Below are 18,316 nucleotides of genomic sequence, written 5' to 3' on the forward strand. Positions count from 1 at the left end.
CCAAGCGGGCTGGCCCGCAACCTTTTTCGCGTCGTAATGCCCGTATACCGCTCGATCAGGGTCAGGACGCGTCCGACCAGGCACGCCCTCCAGACAGGGCGCGTTCACGAGAGGCTCCAAGCTGATGCGCGTAGTCACGAAGGAACGTTCACGAGAGACCAAGGCATCCGGACGGCACCGTAAGGTCGTCCAGCGCTCCCGGCGCGGAATGTATGCCGCCGCCACCTTCGCCTCCATGGCGACCGTCATGATCGGCACCGGCCAGGCCGCCGCCGACGACTTCGGCATCCCAGGACTGCCCTCAGGCATCGATCCCGGCAACCTCCAGGGCACGCTGCCCGCTGTCGGCGGTGAAATGGCAAGCCAGATGCTCGATCCCGGGCAGCAGGCCGCGCTGGACGACGCGATCGGCGTCGCGGGCACGGTCGGTGGCTACACCCCGGCGGCGGGCGACATCAACGCGGCCATCGATGCCTTCCGGGGCGGCGGCGCACCGCAGCCGCTCAACTTCGGACCCGGCATCGTGCCCGCGGTCGCACCGGCGGGCGCCGAGGGCGCACCGGGCACGGTGGCGGCGCCGGTCGCCGATCTCGCCGCGACCGCCGCCCAGATCGCCGGTGGTGGCATGCCGCTGGAACGACTCGCGGCATGGGCCGATCAGACCTTCCCCAGCGGTCCGATGCGCGGACCGGTCGACGACCTGCTCGCCTTCGTCGAACAGGCCACTCAGATGGCCGGCACCCGACGCAGTTCCGCGACGCCTGCCATCGACGATCTGATCAGCCAGGCCAAGACCCTGTTCGGCTTCCCCAAGGACGGGCCGGACCCGATTCAGGGGCTGCGTGACCTGCTGACCGGAACCACTGCCGGACAACAGAATCCGGCCACACCGCAGCTGCCGCCCGGGCTGCTCGCCGTCGCGGCGCCCATGCTCGGCCTGTTGGCGCCGCAATTGGGCGCCATGACACCGGCGCTCGCGTTCATCGTGCCGCTGCTGGCCATGGCGTCGAATCCGGCGGCAGCGATCGGCGTGGTCTTCACCCAGCTGCGCGACGCGGTGCGCGGCATGGTCTCCGACGCCAGGCATCCGGCCGCGCTCGGGCTGCTCGCGCTGCCCGCGATCGCGCTGCTCGGCATCGTGCCGCTGGCCATCGTCGGCGGCCTCGGCCTGGCCGCCGTGCTCACCCTGGGCGCGGTGGTACTCGGCGCGATTCTGCTCGCGCCCTTGGTGATCGGGGCGCTGATCGTCGGCGGCATCGTGCTCGCGGTACTGGCGATCCCGGTGCTGATCGTGCTCGCGGTGATCGCGATTCCGGTGCTGCTCATCGCGATTCCGGTGGCCATCGCCGCGTTCACCGTGCTCGCGCCGATCATCCTGGTGGGCGGCATCGCCGCGATCGCGGTCGCCACCGTCGTCGGAATCGCGCTGGCCGTACTCGCTTTGGCCGCAGGACTGGTGTTCACCATCGTCGGCTTCGTGGTGCTGACCGCCGCGGCGCTGCTCGCCTCGATCTTCGTGCCGTTCCTCGGCCTGATCGTGGCGCCGGTGCTGTTCACGGTCGCGCTCGCGTTCCTTGTGGTGAGTCTGATCGGTACCGCCGCCGCGTTCTTCGGCGTACTCGGTGTCGCCGGATTGCTCACCGCCGCACTGTTCGTCGGCGTCGGGCTGGCCTCCCTGCTCACCCCGTTCGGGCTCATCGCGCTGCCGATCCTGGCCGTGCTCGCGGTCGTGGCCGTTGTACTGTTCGGCGCGGTCGGACTGGCCGGTGGCGCGATCCTGGCGGTGGTCGCCCTGGCCGGGCTGCTGGTGCTCTCGGTCGCCGGTGGCGCGGCGGTGATCGTGCTGCTCGCCCTCGCCGTGGTGGCTACCGCACTGCAACTCGTGGCCGCCGCGCTGGTGTGGGCCGGGCTCTCCGCGGCGGCAATCGCTTTCGCCGCGCTCGGCGCCGTCGGTGTGGCGCTCGCGGTGGTCGGCGGATTGCTCGCCACGATCGCGCTGGTGATCGCCGTGCCGATCCTCGGCCCGCTGCTGGCGCCGCTGCTGTTCATCGGTCTGGTCGCGATTCCGGCGGCCATCGGGCTGACGATGCTGTTCGGCGGGTTCGGCCTGCTCGCGTTCGCGACGTTCGCCGCCAGTGCGACGGCCCTGCTCGCGATCGCGGGTCTGGCCGGGTTCACCCTGCTCGCGACCCTGGTCTTCATGGTCACCATGCCGTACGCGATCCCGTTCATCCTGCTCGGCGCGCTGGCATTCGCGATCATCACCGGTGCGGGCATCGGCGTGGTCGCCGCGGCCTTCGTGGTGGCCACCTGGCTCGGCGGCGGCGTGATCGTGCTCGGGCTGCTCGCCTTCGCGCTCGCCGTGGTGGCGACGGTCTTCGCGGGCGGACTCGTGGTGTCGGCGCTGTCGTTCGTGATGCTCGCGCTCGGGGCGTTGGCGCTGATCGTGATCAATCCGCCGCTGGCGCTGATCGCCCTGCCGTTGCTGTTCGGCGGTGTCCTGCTCGGCACGCTCGCGACCATCGGCACCGTCGCCGTGGTCAGCACGCTGCTCGGCGGGTTCGTCGCGGCGCTCGGGCTCGGGCTGGTCGCCGCCTGGATGTTCTTCGGCGTGCTCGCGCTCGGCACGTTCCTCGCCGTCTCGGCGCTGTTCCCGCCGCTGTTGCTGGTCTCGGTGCCGCTCGCGGCCGCGGCCTTCGTGGTGATGACGGTGCTCGCGTTCGCGACGCTGCTGGTCGGCGGTGTCGGCCTGGGCGCGATCCTGTTGGCGGGCAACCTGATCGCCGCCGCGCTCGCGGTCGTCGCGGTGGTGGCGACGGGTGCCGTCGCACTGGCCGGGTTCGCCCTCGCCGCGGTGCTCACGCTGCCGTTCCTGGTCTTCGGGCCGTTCGCGGTGGTGGTCTCCACGGCGTTGTCGCCGATCATCGCGCTGGCGCTGCTCGCGGTCTGGTCGCCGATCCTGGTGGCCGGCCTCGCGATCGCTGCCCTCGGCATCGGCGCCGGCCTGTTCGGACTCATCGGATTGCCGGTGCTGGCGTTGGCGATCGGGGCGGGACTGGTGGCCATCACCACCGCGCTCGCGGTCACCCTGGTAGCCATCAGCCTGGTGCTCGACTTCGCCACCCTCGGCGTCGTCGCCGCGGTGCTCGCGCCACTGGTCGCCCTGGCGGGTCTCGGTGCGCTTGCCCTGCTCGCGCTGCCGGTGCTGGCGGTGCTCGCGCTGCCGGTGCTCGGTTTGGCCGCGCTCGGTGCGCTCGCACTCGTCGCGCTGCCGGTGCTGGCCGTTGCCGCCGTCGTCGCGGTGCCGGTGCTCGGCTTGGCCGCGCTCGGCGTGCTTGCCGCCGTCGCGGTTCCGGTGATCGCGGTGCTCGCGCTTCCGGCGCTGGCGCTGCTCGCCCTGGTGGGATTGCCGTTGCTCGCACTTGCCGCTCTGGCGGCGCTCGGTGCGACCTTCGTGGCCGGTGCCGCGGCGGGTGCGATCGCCCTCGCGGTCGCGGTGCTCGGTGTTCTCGCCCTCGGTGCTCCGGTGGCGCTGCTTGCGGTCCTCGCGGTGCTGGCACTCGCGGCCGTCGGCGCTCTCGCGCTGCTCGCGCTGCCGGTGCTGCTGATCGGCGGCGCGGTCGCCGCCGCGATCGGCGTGCCGCTGGCGATCGTCGGCGCCCTGGCCCTGCTGGCACTGCCCGCGGTGCTGATCGGTGGTGCGCTGGCCGGGCTGGCCGCCCTCGTCGGTATCCCGTTGGCGGTGCTCGGCGCGCTCGCCATCCCGGTCCTGGTGGTCGGTGGTGCGCTGCTGGCCCTGGCCGTCGTGGTCGGTATCCCGTTGGCGCTCACCGCCCTTGCGGTGTTCGGCCTTCCTGCGCTGCTGATCGGCGGACTTGTCGCGCTGGTCGGTGTTCCGCTCGCCGCGGTGGGTGCGCTCGCGCTGCTCGCGCTTCCGGTGCTGCTCGCCGGTGGTGCGTTGGCCGCGCTGGTCGGTATCCCGCTGGCCGGGCTCGGTTTGTTCGCGCTGATCGAGATTCCGAAGCTGCTGTTCGGTGCGGCGCTCGCGGCCGCGGTCGCCGCGTTGCTGGCCCCGGCGGCCGCCGTCGGTGTGGCCGCGCTCGTCGTCGCCCCGCTGGTCGCGCTCGCCGCGTTGGTCGGCACCCCGCTGGCAGCGCTCGGCGCGGCCACCGCGGTGGCGCTGGTGCTCGCGCTGGCGGTGCTGCTCACGCCCGGTGCGCGGGTCGGCATCATCTCAGGTATCCGGGCCGCGCTGGACCGCAACGGGCCGCTCGGCGCCTCCGGTGGCGGCGCGGCGGCGGCGGGCAGCCAGTTCCTCGACGACATCCCCGACGACCCGTCGCTGGAACAGCTGGCCGCCGCACTGCAAAAGCTGCTGGCCCCGCTGCCGAGCCAACCGCAGGCCGCCGCGCGACCCGCGGCCGCTCCGATCGCCCATGCCGATCTGCCCTACTCCGGAAAGGGGGCTGCCGAAGCGGTGTCGCGAGAAAGCGCGCCGCGCCTCGTCAGCGTTTCGCTGTGACGAATCCTGCTTTGTCCCAATGCATCTAGCGCAAGGAGATCAGACATGACGCACACAACGGAAACCCTGCACCTGGAATACCTCTACGGCCCGCGCTGGCAGGATGCCGTCCGGATCATCGAGCGCTCCGGCCAGCTGACCGCGGCCGAACGCGAGAAGCTGAACACCGCAGCCAAACAGATGGTGCAGGACAAGGTTTCGTCGCTGTCCAACGGCACCGGGCTCGGCCTCGAAGGCGGCCTCGCCGGTCTGCTGGCCGGCCTCGGCCAGGGCGCCAACGCCACGGCGCCCGGTCTGCCGATCAACATCGCCACCGCCACGGCGAAGGCGTTCGGCCGCTCGCGCAACGTGCAGGTCGCCGGGATGATCGCGGGCCAGGCCGTCGCGCCCAATTCGGCGGCGGGCCCGGGCGACCTGAGCGGGTTGCTCGAATCGTTCGGTTCGATCGGTGTGGTCACCGTGGTCGGCCAGGCGGTGACCGCCGCGGTGCTGAGCGACCTCGTCGGGCAGGGCGATTTCACCCAGGACGTCTACGACGAGCTGATGCGTCCGTGGAGCACCAGCATCGACGTGTGAGCAGCAACGACTAGCGGAAGGCCGGCACCATGTTCGATTCGCGAAACATCGGCTCGGGTGGGCTCGCCACCGATGCGCTCGGCGGTCTGCTCGATGTGCGATCGGCGCCTGTCACGTTCGGCTACTACGAACAGAACGAGGCCACCGCGGACGCTGGTGTCGAATGGAACACCCGGTCCCGGACCGCCCCGATCGGGTGGTGGAATCGGCACCGGCACGTGCAGACCGGCTTCGGCATGGCGTTGGTCACGACGCTCGCCTTCGTGCCTGCCGTGCAGAACGCGATTCTGACGGTGCTGACTCATGTCGGGTAACCGGCGAGAGCGGCCGTCGCGCCGAGGGACGACCTTCGTCGGCGCGACGGCCGTCGCCGTCGCCTTCCTGGCCGGCGCGGTGCTGCTGGGTGGTTGTGCCAGTGGCGGATCGAGCACCGCGGGTCACGAGACCACCGATCCGAGCACCGCGGACTGCGCGGCGGGCGGTCAGGCCGTCGCGGGTTTGCGCGATACCTTCCGCGGGTTGTCCGAGCAGCTCAACGGTCTCGGGCCCGCGGCAGAGCGCGGCGATCTCGCCGACGTGAAAGCCCGTGTCGCCCAGGGCATCAGCCTGTCGGGACAGGTGGCCTCGACGATGCATCCCGCGGTCGATCGCATGGGCTCGCCCTTGATCGGGAGCACCTACCGCGAGGTCGCCACCTCGGGCGACCGGCTGCACGCCGCGCTGTCCGACTTCGCCGCCGCGCTCGCCGCCGATCAACCGGCCCAGTCGGCCGCCGACGCCGTGACCACCGCACTGACCTCGCTCAACACCGCGATGGATCGCATGCGCCGCGCCTGCCCCACCGTCTTTCCCGATCAGCAGCGCCCGACCTACGGTCCGGTCGCCAGTCGTCGCTAGCGGATCACGCGCCCGCGGAACGCCTTTCGAAGAGCCGGTCGCGGGCGACGGCGAGCGCCCGAGAGACGGCGCCGGTGAGCACGCCGTCGTCGCCGAGCGTGCTCGCGACGATCCGGGGGCGCAGCGGGCCGAGTTCGGCCATCCGGCGGGTCATCGCGTCGCCGAGCAATGCGAGATTGTTGCCGATGCCGCCGCTGAGCACTACGAGTTCGGGATCGAGGATCGCGGCCACCGCGGTGATCAGCGCGCCGATGCGGCGACCCTCGGATTCGACGACCGCGATCGCGCGGGCATCCCCGCCCGCCGCGGCGGCGAAGATCTCTTTCGCGGAAGTGCCCGGTAGCCCGGCCTGTTCGGCCGCGCGCGCGACAGCGCCTGCCGCGGCGACGGTTTCGGTCATGCCGCGCTCGCGCGCGTCGAGCGGGGGAGCGTCGACCTCGGTCGCGGGCAGGAACGAGACCTCGCCGGCCGCACCGGTGTTGCCGACGTAGAGCTCGCCGTTGATCACGATGCCCATGCCGACGCCGGTGCCGATCGAGATGAGCACGAAGTTGCGTACCCCGGCCCCGGCGCCGAGGGTGAGCTCGCCGACGGCGGCGAGGTTGATGTCGTTCTCGATGCTGGCTTCGACCTCGAGGGCGGCGCGGAGCTGTCCGACCAGCCCGGCGCGGCCCCACCCGGGCAGGTTCTGCGCGTAGTCGAGGCGACCGGTGCTCGGATTCAGCACGCCCGGGCTGCCGATGACCGCGTAGTGCACTGCGGCCCAGTCGATCCCGGCCTCGGCCGCGACCTCGTCGGCCAGCGCGCGCACCCGGCGCACCAGGTCGGCGGCCGAACGCGCGGAATTGCGCACGTCGCGGCGCGCGATGAAGTCGCCGCGCAGATCGGCGATGGCGAGCCGAAGCCAGTTCCGGCCGATGTCGACCCCGGCCACCACCCCCGCGCGCACGTTCACGTCGTACAGCGCGGTCGCCGGGCCCGGCCTGCCGCTCAGCGAGCCGGCCGACTGCACCAGGCCCGACTGCTCCAGGCCGGAAAGTGCCGCCGAGACAGTGGGTTTGGACAATCCGCTGGCCTTGGCCAGCTCGCCGCGCGAGGCGGGCCCATTGACCCGCAGGTAGTCGAGCAGCAGTCGCTCGTTCATCGTCCGGAGCAGCTGGGGATTGCCGACCTTACTCATGCCGGCGCTCGATTCGGTCATGTCCAGGCATGCCGCAACGTGATTCGCTCGATCATGAATCCTCCTGCTCGCACCACTGGACACCCGATAGTTAGTAAACTACCTTTCTTACCAACGCTCAACCGGGCGCTTTCGCTCTCCACTCGGCACGGTGACCTCATGCGTCGAATTCAGCTCTTCACCGCGGCGGCGGCCGCACTCGTCCTGGCGGCAGGCTGTAGCTCCGGCGACAGCGCCAAAGACGCGAACTCGGGTGGTGACACCCCGACGATCGCACTGCTGCTGCCCGAATCCAAGACCACCCGCTACGAGGCCTTCGATCGCCCCCTGTTCGAGGCGAAGGTCGGCCAGCTCTGCGGCAACTGCAAGGTGCTCTACTTCAATGCCGATCAGGACGCGGCAAAGCAGCAGGGCCAGTTCGAATCCGCGCTCACCCAGGGCGCCGACGTCATCGTGTTCGACGCGGTGAACGCCGATGCCGTTGCGCCACAGGTGAACAAGGCGCAGCAGAAGAAGATCCCGGTGATCGCCTACGACCGGCTGATCTCCGGCATCGCCTACGACTACTACGTGTCCTTCGACAACGTGAAGGTCGGCAAGGTCCAGGGCGACGCGTTGCTCGCCGAATTGAACAAGCGCGGCACCACCGACAAGGGGCAGGTCGTGGTGATCAACGGTTCGCCGACCGACCCCAGTGCGGGCGACTACAAGAAGGGCGCGCACGCGGCACTGGACGGAAAGGTGAAGGTGGGGCGCGAGTTCGACACCCCCGACTGGTCGCCGGACAAAGCGCAGCAGCAGATGGAACAGGCCATCACCGCCCTCGGCAAGGACGCGATCATCGGCGTCTATTCGGCCAACGACGGCATGGCGGGCGGTGCGATCGCGGCGTTGAAGCGTGCCGGATACGCCACCTTGCCGCCGCTGACCGGGCAGGACGCGGAACTGGCAGGCGTGCAACGCATCCTGACCGGTGAGCAGACGATGACCATCTACCTGGACTACCGGGCGCAGGCCGAGCAGGCCGCCGAGTTGGCCGTCGCCTTGACCAAGGGGGAAAAGCCGGCGGCCCCGGCGAAAACGAACAACGGCGCGACCGACATCCCGTCGTTCCTGCTCGACGCGATCGCGGTGGGCAAGGACAACATCAAGGACACCATCGTCAAGGACGGGCTGTACTCCGTCGCCGATATCTGCACGCCCGACGTGGCGGCGGCATGCGAGGCCGCGGGTATCAAATGACAGCTCCCGCAACGGTTCTCTCGGCCCGCGGCCTGACCAAACGCTACGGCGCGGTGCAGGCGCTGGCAGGCGCGGATCTCGAGGTGCGCGCCGGTGAGGTGGTCGCCCTGGTCGGTGACAACGGCGCAGGCAAATCGACGCTGGTGAAAGCGATTTCGGGAGTGACGGTCGCCGACGAGGGCGAAATCGTCTTCGCCGGTGCGCCGGTGCGGATCGCGCGCCCGCAGGACGCGCAGGCGCTGGGCATCACGACGGTGTTCCAGGATCTCGCGCTGTGCGACAACCTCGATGTCGTCGCCAACCTGCATCTCGGCGCGGAGGCACGGATCTGCACGGTGCTCGACGAGATCGAAATGGAGCGCACCGCACGCGATCTGCTCGCGTCGCTGGACGTCCGGATCAAGGACGTGCGCGCGCCGGTCTCCGCGTTGTCCGGCGGCCAGCGCCAATCGGTCGCCATCGCACGGGCACTGCTCGGGCGCCCGCGCATGGTGATTCTCGACGAGCCGACCGCGGCGCTCGGCGTCGAGCAGACCGCGCAGGTGCTCGCGCTGATCGGCAGGCTGCGTGAGCGCGGGCTCGCGGTGCTGTTGATCTCTCACAATCTGGTGGACGTGCGGTCGGTCAGCGACCGCGTGGTGGTGCTCCGGCTGGGCCGCAATGCTGGTGAGTTCGAGACCGCGAAAGCGACTCAAGAAGATATCGTGGCAGCGATTACGGGAGCGGCCGCATGAAAGAACGCAGTGAGCGAACCATGTCACAGCGTGTATCGCACATGATCGAGCCGAGCGAGGCGAGGTAGGTCATGAGTGAAGCTGTTATGAAAAGACCTGTGTTACAGGGAGATCAGGGACGTGGGCTGGCCGGTGCGGCACTGGACCGGCTGCGCCGCGGTGAGGTCGGCTCGGTGCCGGTGGCGATCGGGCTGGTCATCATCGCCACGGTGTTCTATCGGCTCAACGCGCATTTTCTCGCCGCGGAGAATCTCACCAACCTCGCGTTGCAGATGGCGGCGACCGGAACCATCGCGCTCGGCATCGTGCTCGTGCTGCTGCTCGGCGAGATCGACCTGTCCGCGGGCTCGGTCAGCGGCCTGACCGCCGTGGTGATGACGCTGCTGTATGTGCACCACGGCTGGAATCCGATCTTCTCGGTGCTCGCCGCGGTGGCGGTCGGCGCGGCCATCGGCCTGCTGCACGGTCTGATGCGCACGATGTTGAGCATGCCGTCGTTCGTCGTGACGCTGGCCGGGCTGATCGGCTGGCAGGGGCTGATGCTGTACCTGCTCGGCAAGGACGGCACGGTCAACCTGCCGTTCGATCGCGGCATCGCCACCATCAGCGATACCTGGCTCTCGCCCTTGCTCGGCTGGATTCTCGTCGCGCTGCTCGCGGGCGGCCACCTGGTGGCGAGTCTGGTCACCCGGCAGCAGCGCGTGCACGCCGAACTCGACGCGGCGGCGCCGGTGTGGATCGTGCTGCGCTCGGGCGCGCTGGCGGTCCTGCTCGGGGGCACGGTGCTGGTGCTGAATTCCGATCGCGGCGTGCCACTGACCCTGGTGATCTTCGGCGGGCTGGTGCTCGGCGTCGATTTGATCCTGCGCAGAACGGTCTTCGGACGGCGGATGTACGCCGTCGGTGGCAACGCGGAGGCGGCGCGGCGCGCCGGCATCAACGTCACCTGGATCCGGATCTCGGCCTTCATCGGGTGTTCGGTGCTGGCCACCCTCGGCGGCATCCTGGCCGCCTCCCGGCTGGTCGCGGTCAACCAGAGCTCCGGCGGCAGCGACATCCTGCTCAACGCCATCGCGGCCGCGGTGATCGGCGGCACCAGCCTGTTCGGTGGCCGTGGCCGCGCCTATGCCGCGCTGCTCGGCATTCTCGTCATCCAATCCATCACCAACGGCATGCTGCTGCTCAACGTCGACTCCTCGGTGCGCTTCATGGTCACCGGCGCCGTGCTCGCGGTCTCCGTCGCCATCGATTCGGTGGCGCGCCGCGGCGCCGAGGGAGCGCGCTGAACACGGGCGAACTGGGTCGCCCGCCGGAGGGGCGCCTGAACGCGGCGGGGGTCGGCTCGCGTTCAGGCGGTTCCCGCCCTGATATGTGTGTCCGATCGAACAACGCGATCGGGTAACACCGCCCGACACCCGACCGACACGCTGGGGGAGTTGTGCATGAGTTCGAAGCGGCGTGGGTCGGGGTTTTGGGAGTGTGTTCGTGGATCGCAGATCGACCTGGATGGTTCGAGCTCGGGCGGTAGTACTGGCGGCATCGCTGTGTCTCGGTCTCGGTGTCGTGGCAGGCGCACCGGCGCAGGCGCGGGAACCCGGTGACTGGGTGTCCACACCCGCCGCGCCCGACGGGTCGGTGATCGCGCGGGTGGAGGAACCTGACGGACGCAACGTCCGGATCTGGGTGCGGTCCACCGCGATGCAGGGCGCGACCTTCCCGGTCGACATCCAGCGTCCCGCCGACACCGCGCAGCCGCGGCCGACGCTGTACCTGCTCAACGGCGCGGGCGGCGGCGTCGACGATGCCAGCTGGCAGCTGCGCACCAACGTGCTCGATTTCCTGTCCGACAAGGACGTCAACGTGGTCCAGCCGGTGGGCGGGCAGTTCAGTTATTACACCGACTGGATCAACGACGACCCGGTCCTCGGCCCGAACAAATGGCGGACCTACCTCACCGAGGAACTGCCTCCCCTGATCGACGCGGCCCTGGGCACCAACAAGGTGAACGCGATCGCGGGTCTGTCGATGGCGGGCACCTCGGTGCTCGCGCTGGCCGAGGCGAACCCGGACCTCTACCGCAGCGTCGCCTCTTACAGTGGGTGCGCGCAGACCAGCGATCCGATCGGTCAGTCCTTCGTGCAGATGACGGTGGAACGCGGCGGCGGGACCATCGGCAACATGTGGGGCCCGCCCGGCGACCCGCTGTGGGCGGCCAACGATCCGCTGGTGCACGCGGAAAAGCTGCGCGGGATCAATCTTTTCGTCTCCAGCGGTAGCGGGCTGCCCGGCCCGCACGACACGCTCGATGGACCGTTCCAGATCAAGCCCGGTGTCGCGCAGTGGGCCGACCAGCTGGTGGTCGGCGGCGCGATCGAGGCGGGCATCCGGATGTGCTCGCAGAACCTGCAGAACCGGCTCAACGCGCTCGGTATCCCCGCGACCTTCGATTTCACCCTCACCGGCACCCACTCGTGGGGCTACTGGCAGGACGCGTTCGTCGCGTCGTGGCCGGTGCTGGCCCGCGGTCTCTTCAGCTGATGAAGGCCGACCGCAACATGTGACCCAGGTCATCCGAGGTAGCAGGTTGCGGTCGGCATAGGGTCGGCTAAGGTGGGTACGACAGATGCAGATATGCGCATACATCGCGGTGAGGCAGGCGGCTGATGGGACACGAACACGAGCACGGGCACAGCCACGGGAGTGGCCACGCGCATTCGCACGGGGTGTCCGGTGATGCCGATCGTCGCTGGCTGACGGTCGCGCTGGCGCTGATCGGCGGCTTCATGATCATCGAGGTCGTCATCGGCTTGCTGGCGAACTCGCTGGCCCTGCTCTCCGACGCGGCGCACATGCTGACCGACGCGGCCTCGATCGTACTGGCGCTGACCGCGATTCGGCTGGCCGCCAGGCCGGCCCGCGGCAAATACACCTACGGCTTCAAACGGGCGGAGATCCTGTCCGCGCAGGCCAACGGCATCACGCTGCTCGTGCTGGCGGGCTGGCTGACCTACGAGGCGATCCGGCGCCTGCTCGAACCGCCGGAGGTGACCGGCGGCCTGGTCGTGATCACCGCGCTGTTCGGCATCGCGGTCAATGTCGCCGCCACCTGGGCGATCAGCAAGGCCAACCGCTCCAGCCTCAACGTGGAGGGCGCGTTCCAGCACGTGCTCAACGACCTGTACGGCTTCATCGCCACCGCGGTGGCCGGGCTGGTCGTGCTGCTCACCGGCTTCGCCCGCGCCGACGCGATCGCCACCCTGGTCGTGGTCGCCCTCATGGTGAAGGCGGGGCTGAGCCTCGTCCGCGAATCCGGGCGCATCTTCCTGGAGGCCGCCCCCGCCGGGCTCGACCCCGACGCACTCGGGCGCAGGCTGGTCGAGATGCCCGGTATCGACGAGGTGCACGATCTGCACGTCTGGCAGATCACCTCGGGCAATGTGGCGCTGTCCGCGCACGTGCTGGTGCAGGCCGGTGCGGACTGCCACGGCCTGCGCCAGCAGATCGAGCGGCTACTCGACCAGGACTACGACATCACCCACACCACCCTGCAGGTCGATCACTCCCAGATGGTTTCCGCCGCAACGACATCCGATGCCGACCGGCTGCTCCCGGTGCTGGCCGAACACTGCGACGACGCGCATGGTCCGGTGCACCGCGAGACGCATACCCACCACTGAGGTGTCGCGTCAGGTGCCCAGGCGCCGAAACGGCTGCTCGGCCTCGACGAGGTAGGCGAGTTCGAGCAGGGTGCGTTCGGTGCCCATGGTGCCCGCGAATTGCACCCCGACGGGGAGCCCGGCGGCGGTGTAGCCGCCGGGGACGGTGATCGCGGGCGTGCCGGTGATGTTGTTGATCGGGGTGAAGGCGACATACCTGCGCAGCCGCTCGATCAAAAGGTCGAAAGGCACTGTCGGACTGAGGAACCCGAGCTCGGGTGGCTCGTGTCCGAGGGTGGGCAGCAGCGCCGCGTCGTAGGAGTCGAAGGCGCGTCGATAGGTGGCGGCGGCCGCGCGTAGCCGATACAACGTCGCGGGCGTGCGCCACGCGTCCCGGAAGTACAGGCGGCGCAGGCCGATGGTCAGATCGTCGAGTTTCCCGGTGTCGAAGCGTCGGTCGGCGAGCTTGCCCGTCGAGGCGATCGCCGCGGCGAGCATGCCCCAGTAGTGCACGAACGCGTTCTCCAGCGCGGCATCGAACGGCAGCGCGACCGGCTCGACCCGGTGCCCGTGCGATTCCAAGGTGGCGGCGACCTTTTCGACGGCGTCGCGGATCGGGCCGGCAGGCACGGGTCCGCCGATGCCGTCGAGGATGAGCGCGACGCGCAGCGGTTTCGTCCCGGGCCCCTCGACCAGGCCCACCGGCGGCAGCGCCGGATTTCGCCAATATTCTTCCGCCGCAGCGGTATACGCCGCGGTGTCGCGCACCGTCCTGGTCAGCACCCCCTCGCTGACGATCCGGATCGGCAGCATGCGTGACATCGGCGCATCGATGTGGCGGCCCCGGCTCGGCTTCAGCCCGACCAGCCCGGCGCACGCCGCCGGGATACGAATAGATCCGCCGCCGTCGTTGCCGTGCGCGATCGGCACGACCCCAGCGGCGACCAGCGCGGCCGTGCCGCCGGACGATCCGCCCACCGAATGGCCGGTGTGCCAAGGGTTTCGGGTCGGCGGCGCGAACGGCGGCTCGGTGGTCGCGTTGAAGCCGAACTCCGGCAGTGTGCTCTTGCCGAGCACCGTCATTCCGGTGCTGCGGAATTGGCTGGTGTAGCCGCCATCCTTGCGGGCGGTTCTGGCGCGAAATGCCGCGCTGCCGTGGTTGGTCGGCAGGCCCGCGATATCGATGTTGTCCTTGATGAACGTGGGGACGCCGTGCAGGCGGCCGCGCGGTTCGGGCGGTGCCAGCGGCTGCGCGTAGGTCTCGACCGCGACGGCCGCGAGTTCCTCGACTCGTCGCGCGCGTCGCACCGCGGCCGCGGCCAACTCGTCCGGGCTCCGGTCACCGTGGCGGATCAGTTCGGCCAGGGCGACCGCGTCGTGGGTACCGAGCGCGTCGTCGGTGAAGGCATGCAGGCGGATGGGCGGAGCGTCAGCGGTCACATTTCGAAACTAGCCGCCGGACCGGTTGTCCGCCGCGCAACGATCGGCGCATACGGTGGAACGGCAGTTGCGTCCTCGACTAGTTCGGAAGGAAGTAGATGGTCTTACCGGTCTCCGACCCGTTGCCGCCGCAGGTCCGCATCGGCTCACTGCTGTTCGCGGTGCCACCGGCGGGACGGCGCTGGAGCCCGGCGTTGCGCTCGGCGCTGGCGTTCCTGCTCCCCGCCGCGGTCGTGGTCGCGCTGGGGTACCCGAGTTACGCGCTGTTCGTATTGTTCGGCGCGCTGGCCGTCATGTACGGGGAGCGCAGGGCCTACCGCCTGCGCGCCGGCGTGGTGCTCACCGCCGGGCTCGCGCTGCTGGCGTCGTGCGCCGTCGGTGCGCTGCTCGGGGAGGTGCTCTCCGGTGCGCTGGTGGCCGCGCTGCTCACGGTCGCGCTGCTGACGGCGGTCGCGACGGTCGCGGTCTACGTGATCGACGCGCTGCGGCTCGGCCCGCCCGGAGCGCTGCTGTTCGTGATCGTGTGCGGCGGCTCGATGATGGCCACGGAGGCGGGGATTTCGCCCGCGGCGTTGCTGGCTTGCACGGCGTTCGGCGTGGTGGTGTCGGTCCTGGTCTCGATGGCCGGGGTGCTGCGCGATCTGCGCAAGCCCGAGCGGGTCGCGGTCGAGGCCGCCGATCAGGCCGTCGACGCCTACTTGGCGGCGCGCGCCACCGGCCGACCGGCCATCGACCTGCGCCATCAAGCGGGCGGCGCGATCGCGGAGGCTTGGGCCGCGGTCTACGACGCGCGGCTGCCGACCAGAATGCCGGACTCGGCACTGCTGGCCACCTTGGTCGCGGCCCGCAATCGCCTGGCCGGACCGGCCTACGACGACACCGACGACGTGGTCGTCGATCCGCTCATCTCGTTCGTCCGGCCCGGCGTCGGATTCCGGCTGCGGCGCTCGCTGTCGTTCGACTCGCACGCGATGATCAGCGCCTACCGGGTCGGGCTCGCCTGCCTGGTCGCCGGTGGGCTCAGCGCGTTGCTCGGCCAGGATCGCCCGCACTGGGCGGTGTTCACGGCCGTGATGGTGTTGCAGATCGGCCCCGACCGCGTCCGAGGCAAGGTGCGTGGCATCCACCGGTTCGCGGGCACGGTCGTCGGGCTGGTGTTCTTCGCAGGCATCCACCAACTCGCACCGACCGGCTATGCCCTGGCCGCGCTGGTAGCTGTGCTGATCTTCGCGATGGAGTTGTACGTCCCGCGCAACTACGCGATCGCGGCGGTGTTCATCACCCCGATCGCGTTGCTCGCCGTCGGTGCGTCGCCGGACGCGGCGGTCGGGCCGCTGATCCGGGATCGGTTCGTGGAGACCGTGCTCGGCGTGGCGGTCGCGATGCTCGCACCGCACGTCGTCACGCCGCGCGCGCACCGGCGCACCTTCTGGTGGATCGAGACGCGGGTCCGTGCCGCCGCCCATGCCCTGGTCGAGTTGCTGCGCACCGAACCGGCCGGTGCCGACGCGGTGGTTCTGGTCCAGCAGTTGCAGTTCGAGCTGGTCGGCGTGGCACGGACCGGGCTGGACTCGGTCACCGAGGAACCGGAATGGACCGCCGCGCACTGGCCGGTGCACGCCGCCATCGCCCATCTCGGCTATGACCTGCTCGCGGCCTGCTGGGCGCTGCCGCCCGGCGCGCTGCTGGACGAGCCCGACTCCTGGGACGCGGCCTTCGACGCGGTGCTGCCGCACGCGAGCACGTAGGGCTAGCAGAACAATTAGGCCTGCTAGCGTTCTGGCATGCAGGACAGTGTGACGGTGCGGATGGCCGCGCCCGCCGAAGCCATCTGGGAACTGGTCAGCGATATCACCAACACCGGACGGTTCAGTCCGGAGACCTTCGCCGCCGAGTGGCTCGGCGGCGCCACCGGCCCCGCGGTCGGGGTGAAATTCCGCGGCCACGTCAACCGCAACGGCTGGGGTTTGAAGTACTGGACCGTGTGCCGGATCATCGCCAGCGAGCCGGGTCGCGAGTTCGCGTTCACCGTGCTCGGGCCCGGCGGTATCGAGATCAACACCTGGACCTACCGCTTCGAACCGGTCGAGGGCGGAACCGACGTCACCGAGTCGTTCCAGTTGCACCCCAGCCCGCCGGTCCGGCTGTACTGGCTGCTGGCCGGGCGGGCCAGGCGCAAGACGAACATCGAGGGGATGCGGCAGACCCTGGAACGGATCAAGGCCGTCGTCGAGTAGGTCAGTTCACGCAGGGGATCTTGTTGCCGATCGTCGTCGTGACCGGCTTGCCCGCGTCCGGCGCGGGCTCGGCCGGCGTGGTCGTCGTGGTGGTCGGTGTGGTCGAAGTCGTTGTGTCGGCGGTCAGTTCGGCGGGCATGGTGAAGTCGCCGCCGAGTACCACGAGGATGTGCCCGGCCGCGACGCTCGTCGACGCGGTGGGGGTCACGCCGCCGAGCGTTTCGCCGAGTTGGGTCGCGTCCGCCTCGGCACCCGCGCCGTAGGTGATCGACGTCGAGACGGCGCCGCCCCCCGTGCTCCGATTCCCGACGGTGCCCTCCCGATAGCCACGGGTGGTCAGCGCGGCGGACAGGCCGGCGGCCGCGCCGGACATCGCGCCCGCGTTCTGGATGTCGACCGTGCTCGTCGGCGGCTGCGCCGCGGTGGTCGGTGGCTGCACCCCGAACGCGGTCCTGACCTCCTTCTTGATGGCCGCCGGGTCGATGATGTTCACGTCCTGACCGTTGATCGTCTCGTAGCGCAGCACGGGCAACGTTCGGAACTCGATCGCGATCGATCCGGCGGCGCCCAGGTCGCCGGCGAAATCGACCAGGTTCCAGCCGTCGGAGAGCACCACGTCGCGATGGGCCACGTCCATCAGCGCGGAGAGCTTGCTCAGATTGGTCAGCGTTCCGGAGTCCTTGAGCGACTTGGCCACCGAGGTGAGAAACGCCTGCTGCCGGTGGGTTCGGTCGAGGTCGCCGTTTTCCAGTCCGTGCCGTTGCCGCACGAACGCCAGCGCGTCCGAACCGTCGAGATGCTGCGGGCCTGCCGGGAACTTGGCGCCCGAATAGTAGCTGTCGTCCACCGCGTTGTTCAGGCACACGTCGACACCGCCGAGGGCGGTCGCCAAGTCGTAGAACCCGGCGAGCGAAATCTCGGCGAACCGGTCGATCGGGACACCGACCAGGTTGCGTACCGTGGACACGATGGACGCGCGGCCTGCCTCGCGGCCCTTGCGTTCCAGGGTGATCGGGTCCTTCTCGCCCGCCGCGACGAGCTTGTCCTGCGCGGCGGCCTTCTTCAGTCCGTACGCTTCCTTGATCTTGATACGGTCGTAGCCGGGGATGCCGGTGACGGGCACGTAGTCGTCGCGCGGGATGGAGAACGCGACGATCTTCTTCATATCCGCCGGAATGTGCATCAGGATCAGCGAATTCGCGTTGTAGCCGCCCTCCTCACCGTCGCCCGCGTGTAACTGGTCGAGGATCTCTTTGGGTAAGTCCTTGCCGTTCAGGTCTTTTCGCGTGTCCAAGCCGATCAGCAGGATGTTCAGATCGCCGCCGAGCGAGTGCGGCGCGTCCTCGCCGATGGCGTCGGTGCGGGTGAAGCCGTTGTCGAACTCGAGCTTTGCCGACCAGGCGAATCCGGTGCCGGAGACCACGGCGAGGGCGGTGAGCGCCACGACGGCGCGTACCGCGGTCTTGGCCACCCGGGTCGCGCGCCGTGGTGTCCGCGCTCGGGAGTCGGGGACGCGTCGCGGTGCCGCTCGGCGCGGCGTCGCCGCCCGCCGATGCCGTGCCCGGCGACCGGGCTCGTCGCCGATCTTGGCGAACTCGACGGTGTCGTCGTCCATCGCTGCGGCAGGTCCCGTGCCCGGCTTCCTCTTCGGCACTCGCTCCACCGAATCATCCTCGTCGTTGGTTCTACGCACTGTCCCATCGAGAGTACGGATGTTGCGTCGGCAACGCCTTGGCAATCGTGGTCGCTTATCCCACCTCCACCTCTAGGGACGGTGCGGCAGCTGGTCCAGGCCGCATCGTGCCGAGGAGGGAGGGGGTGGGTGTGGCGAA

General features: G+C 69.9%; 14 protein-coding genes. 11 read left to right on the forward strand and 3 right to left on the reverse strand.

Features of this window, described 5'->3' with window-relative positions:
* Nucleotides 1–235: 235 nt before the first annotated feature.
* From F5X71_RS06845 to F5X71_RS06860, 4 genes are read left to right on the forward strand one after another with little or no spacing between them, the layout of a single operon-like run.
* A complete protein-coding gene (locus tag F5X71_RS06845) occupies nucleotides 236–4,522 on the forward strand; it encodes an MFS transporter (RefSeq protein WP_167461171.1) in 4,287 nt (1,428 codons plus the stop codon).
* 45 nt (nucleotides 4,523–4,567) lie between these two features.
* Nucleotides 4,568–5,098: a hypothetical protein gene (locus F5X71_RS06850; protein WP_167461172.1), complete on the forward strand. Its 531-nt coding sequence runs from the start codon at nucleotides 4,568–4,570 to the stop codon at nucleotides 5,096–5,098.
* Between the two features lie 29 nt (nucleotides 5,099–5,127).
* Entirely contained in the window at nucleotides 5,128–5,412 is a 285-nt protein-coding gene (locus tag F5X71_RS06855) for a hypothetical protein (protein ID WP_167461173.1), read from the forward strand.
* Entirely contained in the window at nucleotides 5,402–5,995 is a 594-nt protein-coding gene (locus F5X71_RS06860) for a hypothetical protein (protein ID WP_167461174.1), read from the forward strand. The genes F5X71_RS06855 and F5X71_RS06860 overlap by 11 nt, the downstream gene beginning before the upstream one ends.
* 4 nt (nucleotides 5,996–5,999) lie before the next feature.
* Here the strand turns inward: F5X71_RS06860 and F5X71_RS06865 are convergent, their stop codons facing one another.
* Nucleotides 6,000–7,175, reverse strand: coding sequence for an ROK family transcriptional regulator (locus F5X71_RS06865; protein ID WP_167461175.1), 1,176 nt, complete (start codon nucleotides 7,173–7,175; stop codon nucleotides 6,000–6,002).
* Nucleotides 7,176–7,334: 159 nt separating this feature from the next.
* Here F5X71_RS06865 and F5X71_RS06870 point away from each other — a divergent pair, with 159 nt between their 5' ends.
* The 5 genes from F5X71_RS06870 (at nucleotide 7,335) to F5X71_RS06890 (ending at nucleotide 12,828) form a co-directional block, all read left to right on the forward strand.
* Nucleotides 7,335–8,417, forward strand: a complete 1,083-nt coding sequence (locus F5X71_RS06870; RefSeq protein WP_167461176.1) for an ABC transporter substrate-binding protein — start codon at nucleotides 7,335–7,337, stop codon at nucleotides 8,415–8,417.
* Nucleotides 8,414–9,151: an ATP-binding cassette domain-containing protein gene (locus tag F5X71_RS06875; protein WP_167461177.1), complete on the forward strand. Its 738-nt coding sequence runs from the start codon at nucleotides 8,414–8,416 to the stop codon at nucleotides 9,149–9,151. The genes F5X71_RS06870 and F5X71_RS06875 overlap by 4 nt, the downstream gene beginning before the upstream one ends.
* A gap of 86 nt (nucleotides 9,152–9,237) precedes the next feature.
* Nucleotides 9,238–10,437 (forward strand): sugar ABC transporter permease, encoded by a 1,200-nt coding sequence (locus F5X71_RS06880; RefSeq protein ID WP_238815756.1) that lies wholly within the window; start codon nucleotides 9,238–9,240, stop codon nucleotides 10,435–10,437.
* A gap of 220 nt (nucleotides 10,438–10,657) precedes the next feature.
* Nucleotides 10,658–11,689: an alpha/beta hydrolase gene (locus F5X71_RS06885; RefSeq protein ID WP_167461179.1), complete on the forward strand. Its 1,032-nt coding sequence runs from the start codon at nucleotides 10,658–10,660 to the stop codon at nucleotides 11,687–11,689.
* Between the two features lie 125 nt (nucleotides 11,690–11,814).
* The gene (locus F5X71_RS06890) at nucleotides 11,815–12,828 is read left to right on the forward strand and encodes a cation diffusion facilitator family transporter (protein ID WP_167461180.1); all 1,014 of its coding nucleotides are present in this window, start codon (nucleotides 11,815–11,817) and stop codon (nucleotides 12,826–12,828) included.
* A 9-nt stretch (nucleotides 12,829–12,837) separates the two neighbouring features.
* Here the strand turns inward: F5X71_RS06890 and F5X71_RS06895 are convergent, their stop codons facing one another.
* Nucleotides 12,838–14,247 carry an amidase gene (locus F5X71_RS06895; protein WP_167461181.1) on the reverse strand — a complete coding sequence of 470 codons (1,410 nt, stop codon included), beginning with the start codon at nucleotides 14,245–14,247 and terminating at the stop codon, nucleotides 12,838–12,840.
* A gap of 98 nt (nucleotides 14,248–14,345) precedes the next feature.
* Here F5X71_RS06895 and F5X71_RS06900 point away from each other — a divergent pair, with 98 nt between their 5' ends.
* Nucleotides 14,346–15,995 (forward strand): FUSC family protein, encoded by a 1,650-nt coding sequence (locus F5X71_RS06900; protein ID WP_167461182.1) that lies wholly within the window; start codon nucleotides 14,346–14,348, stop codon nucleotides 15,993–15,995.
* A gap of 36 nt (nucleotides 15,996–16,031) precedes the next feature.
* Entirely contained in the window at nucleotides 16,032–16,484 is a 453-nt protein-coding gene (locus tag F5X71_RS06905; protein WP_167461183.1) for an SRPBCC family protein, read from the forward strand.
* 1 nt (nucleotide 16,485) lies between these two features.
* Here F5X71_RS06905 and F5X71_RS06910 read toward each other — a convergent pair whose 3' ends face one another.
* The gene (locus tag F5X71_RS06910) at nucleotides 16,486–18,099 is read right to left on the reverse strand and encodes an LCP family protein (RefSeq protein WP_167466277.1); all 1,614 of its coding nucleotides are present in this window, start codon (nucleotides 18,097–18,099) and stop codon (nucleotides 16,486–16,488) included.
* Nucleotides 18,100–18,316 lie beyond the last annotated feature (217 nt).

It is taken from the genome of Nocardia brasiliensis (assembly GCF_011801125.1).
Classification (GTDB): domain Bacteria; phylum Actinomycetota; class Actinomycetes; order Mycobacteriales; family Mycobacteriaceae; genus Nocardia; species Nocardia brasiliensis_C.

Excerpts from the sequence above, each read along its gene's own strand:
- F5X71_RS06890 (WP_167461180.1), top strand. The coding sequence starts at position 11,815 with ATGGGACACGAACACGAGCACGGGCACAGCCACGGGAGTGGCCACGCG.
- F5X71_RS06850 (WP_167461172.1), top strand. The coding sequence starts at position 4,568 with ATGACGCACACAACGGAAACCCTGCACCTGGAATACCTCTACGGCCCG.
- F5X71_RS06845 (WP_167461171.1), top strand. The coding sequence starts at position 236 with ATGGCGACCGTCATGATCGGCACCGGCCAGGCCGCCGCCGACGACTTC.
- F5X71_RS06855 (WP_167461173.1), top strand. The coding sequence starts at position 5,128 with ATGTTCGATTCGCGAAACATCGGCTCGGGTGGGCTCGCCACCGATGCG.
- F5X71_RS06870 (WP_167461176.1), top strand. The coding sequence starts at position 7,335 with ATGCGTCGAATTCAGCTCTTCACCGCGGCGGCGGCCGCACTCGTCCTG.
- F5X71_RS06880 (WP_238815756.1), top strand. The coding sequence starts at position 9,238 with ATGAAAAGACCTGTGTTACAGGGAGATCAGGGACGTGGGCTGGCCGGT.
- F5X71_RS06910 (WP_167466277.1), bottom strand. The coding sequence starts at position 18,099 with ATGGACGACGACACCGTCGAGTTCGCCAAGATCGGCGACGAGCCCGGT.
- F5X71_RS06865 (WP_167461175.1), bottom strand. The coding sequence starts at position 7,175 with ATGAGTAAGGTCGGCAATCCCCAGCTGCTCCGGACGATGAACGAGCGA.
- F5X71_RS06885 (WP_167461179.1), top strand. The coding sequence starts at position 10,658 with ATGGTTCGAGCTCGGGCGGTAGTACTGGCGGCATCGCTGTGTCTCGGT.
- F5X71_RS06860 (WP_167461174.1), top strand. The coding sequence starts at position 5,402 with ATGTCGGGTAACCGGCGAGAGCGGCCGTCGCGCCGAGGGACGACCTTC.
- F5X71_RS06905 (WP_167461183.1), top strand. The coding sequence starts at position 16,032 with ATGCAGGACAGTGTGACGGTGCGGATGGCCGCGCCCGCCGAAGCCATC.
- F5X71_RS06875 (WP_167461177.1), top strand. The coding sequence starts at position 8,414 with ATGACAGCTCCCGCAACGGTTCTCTCGGCCCGCGGCCTGACCAAACGC.
- F5X71_RS06900 (WP_167461182.1), top strand. The coding sequence starts at position 14,346 with ATGGTCTTACCGGTCTCCGACCCGTTGCCGCCGCAGGTCCGCATCGGC.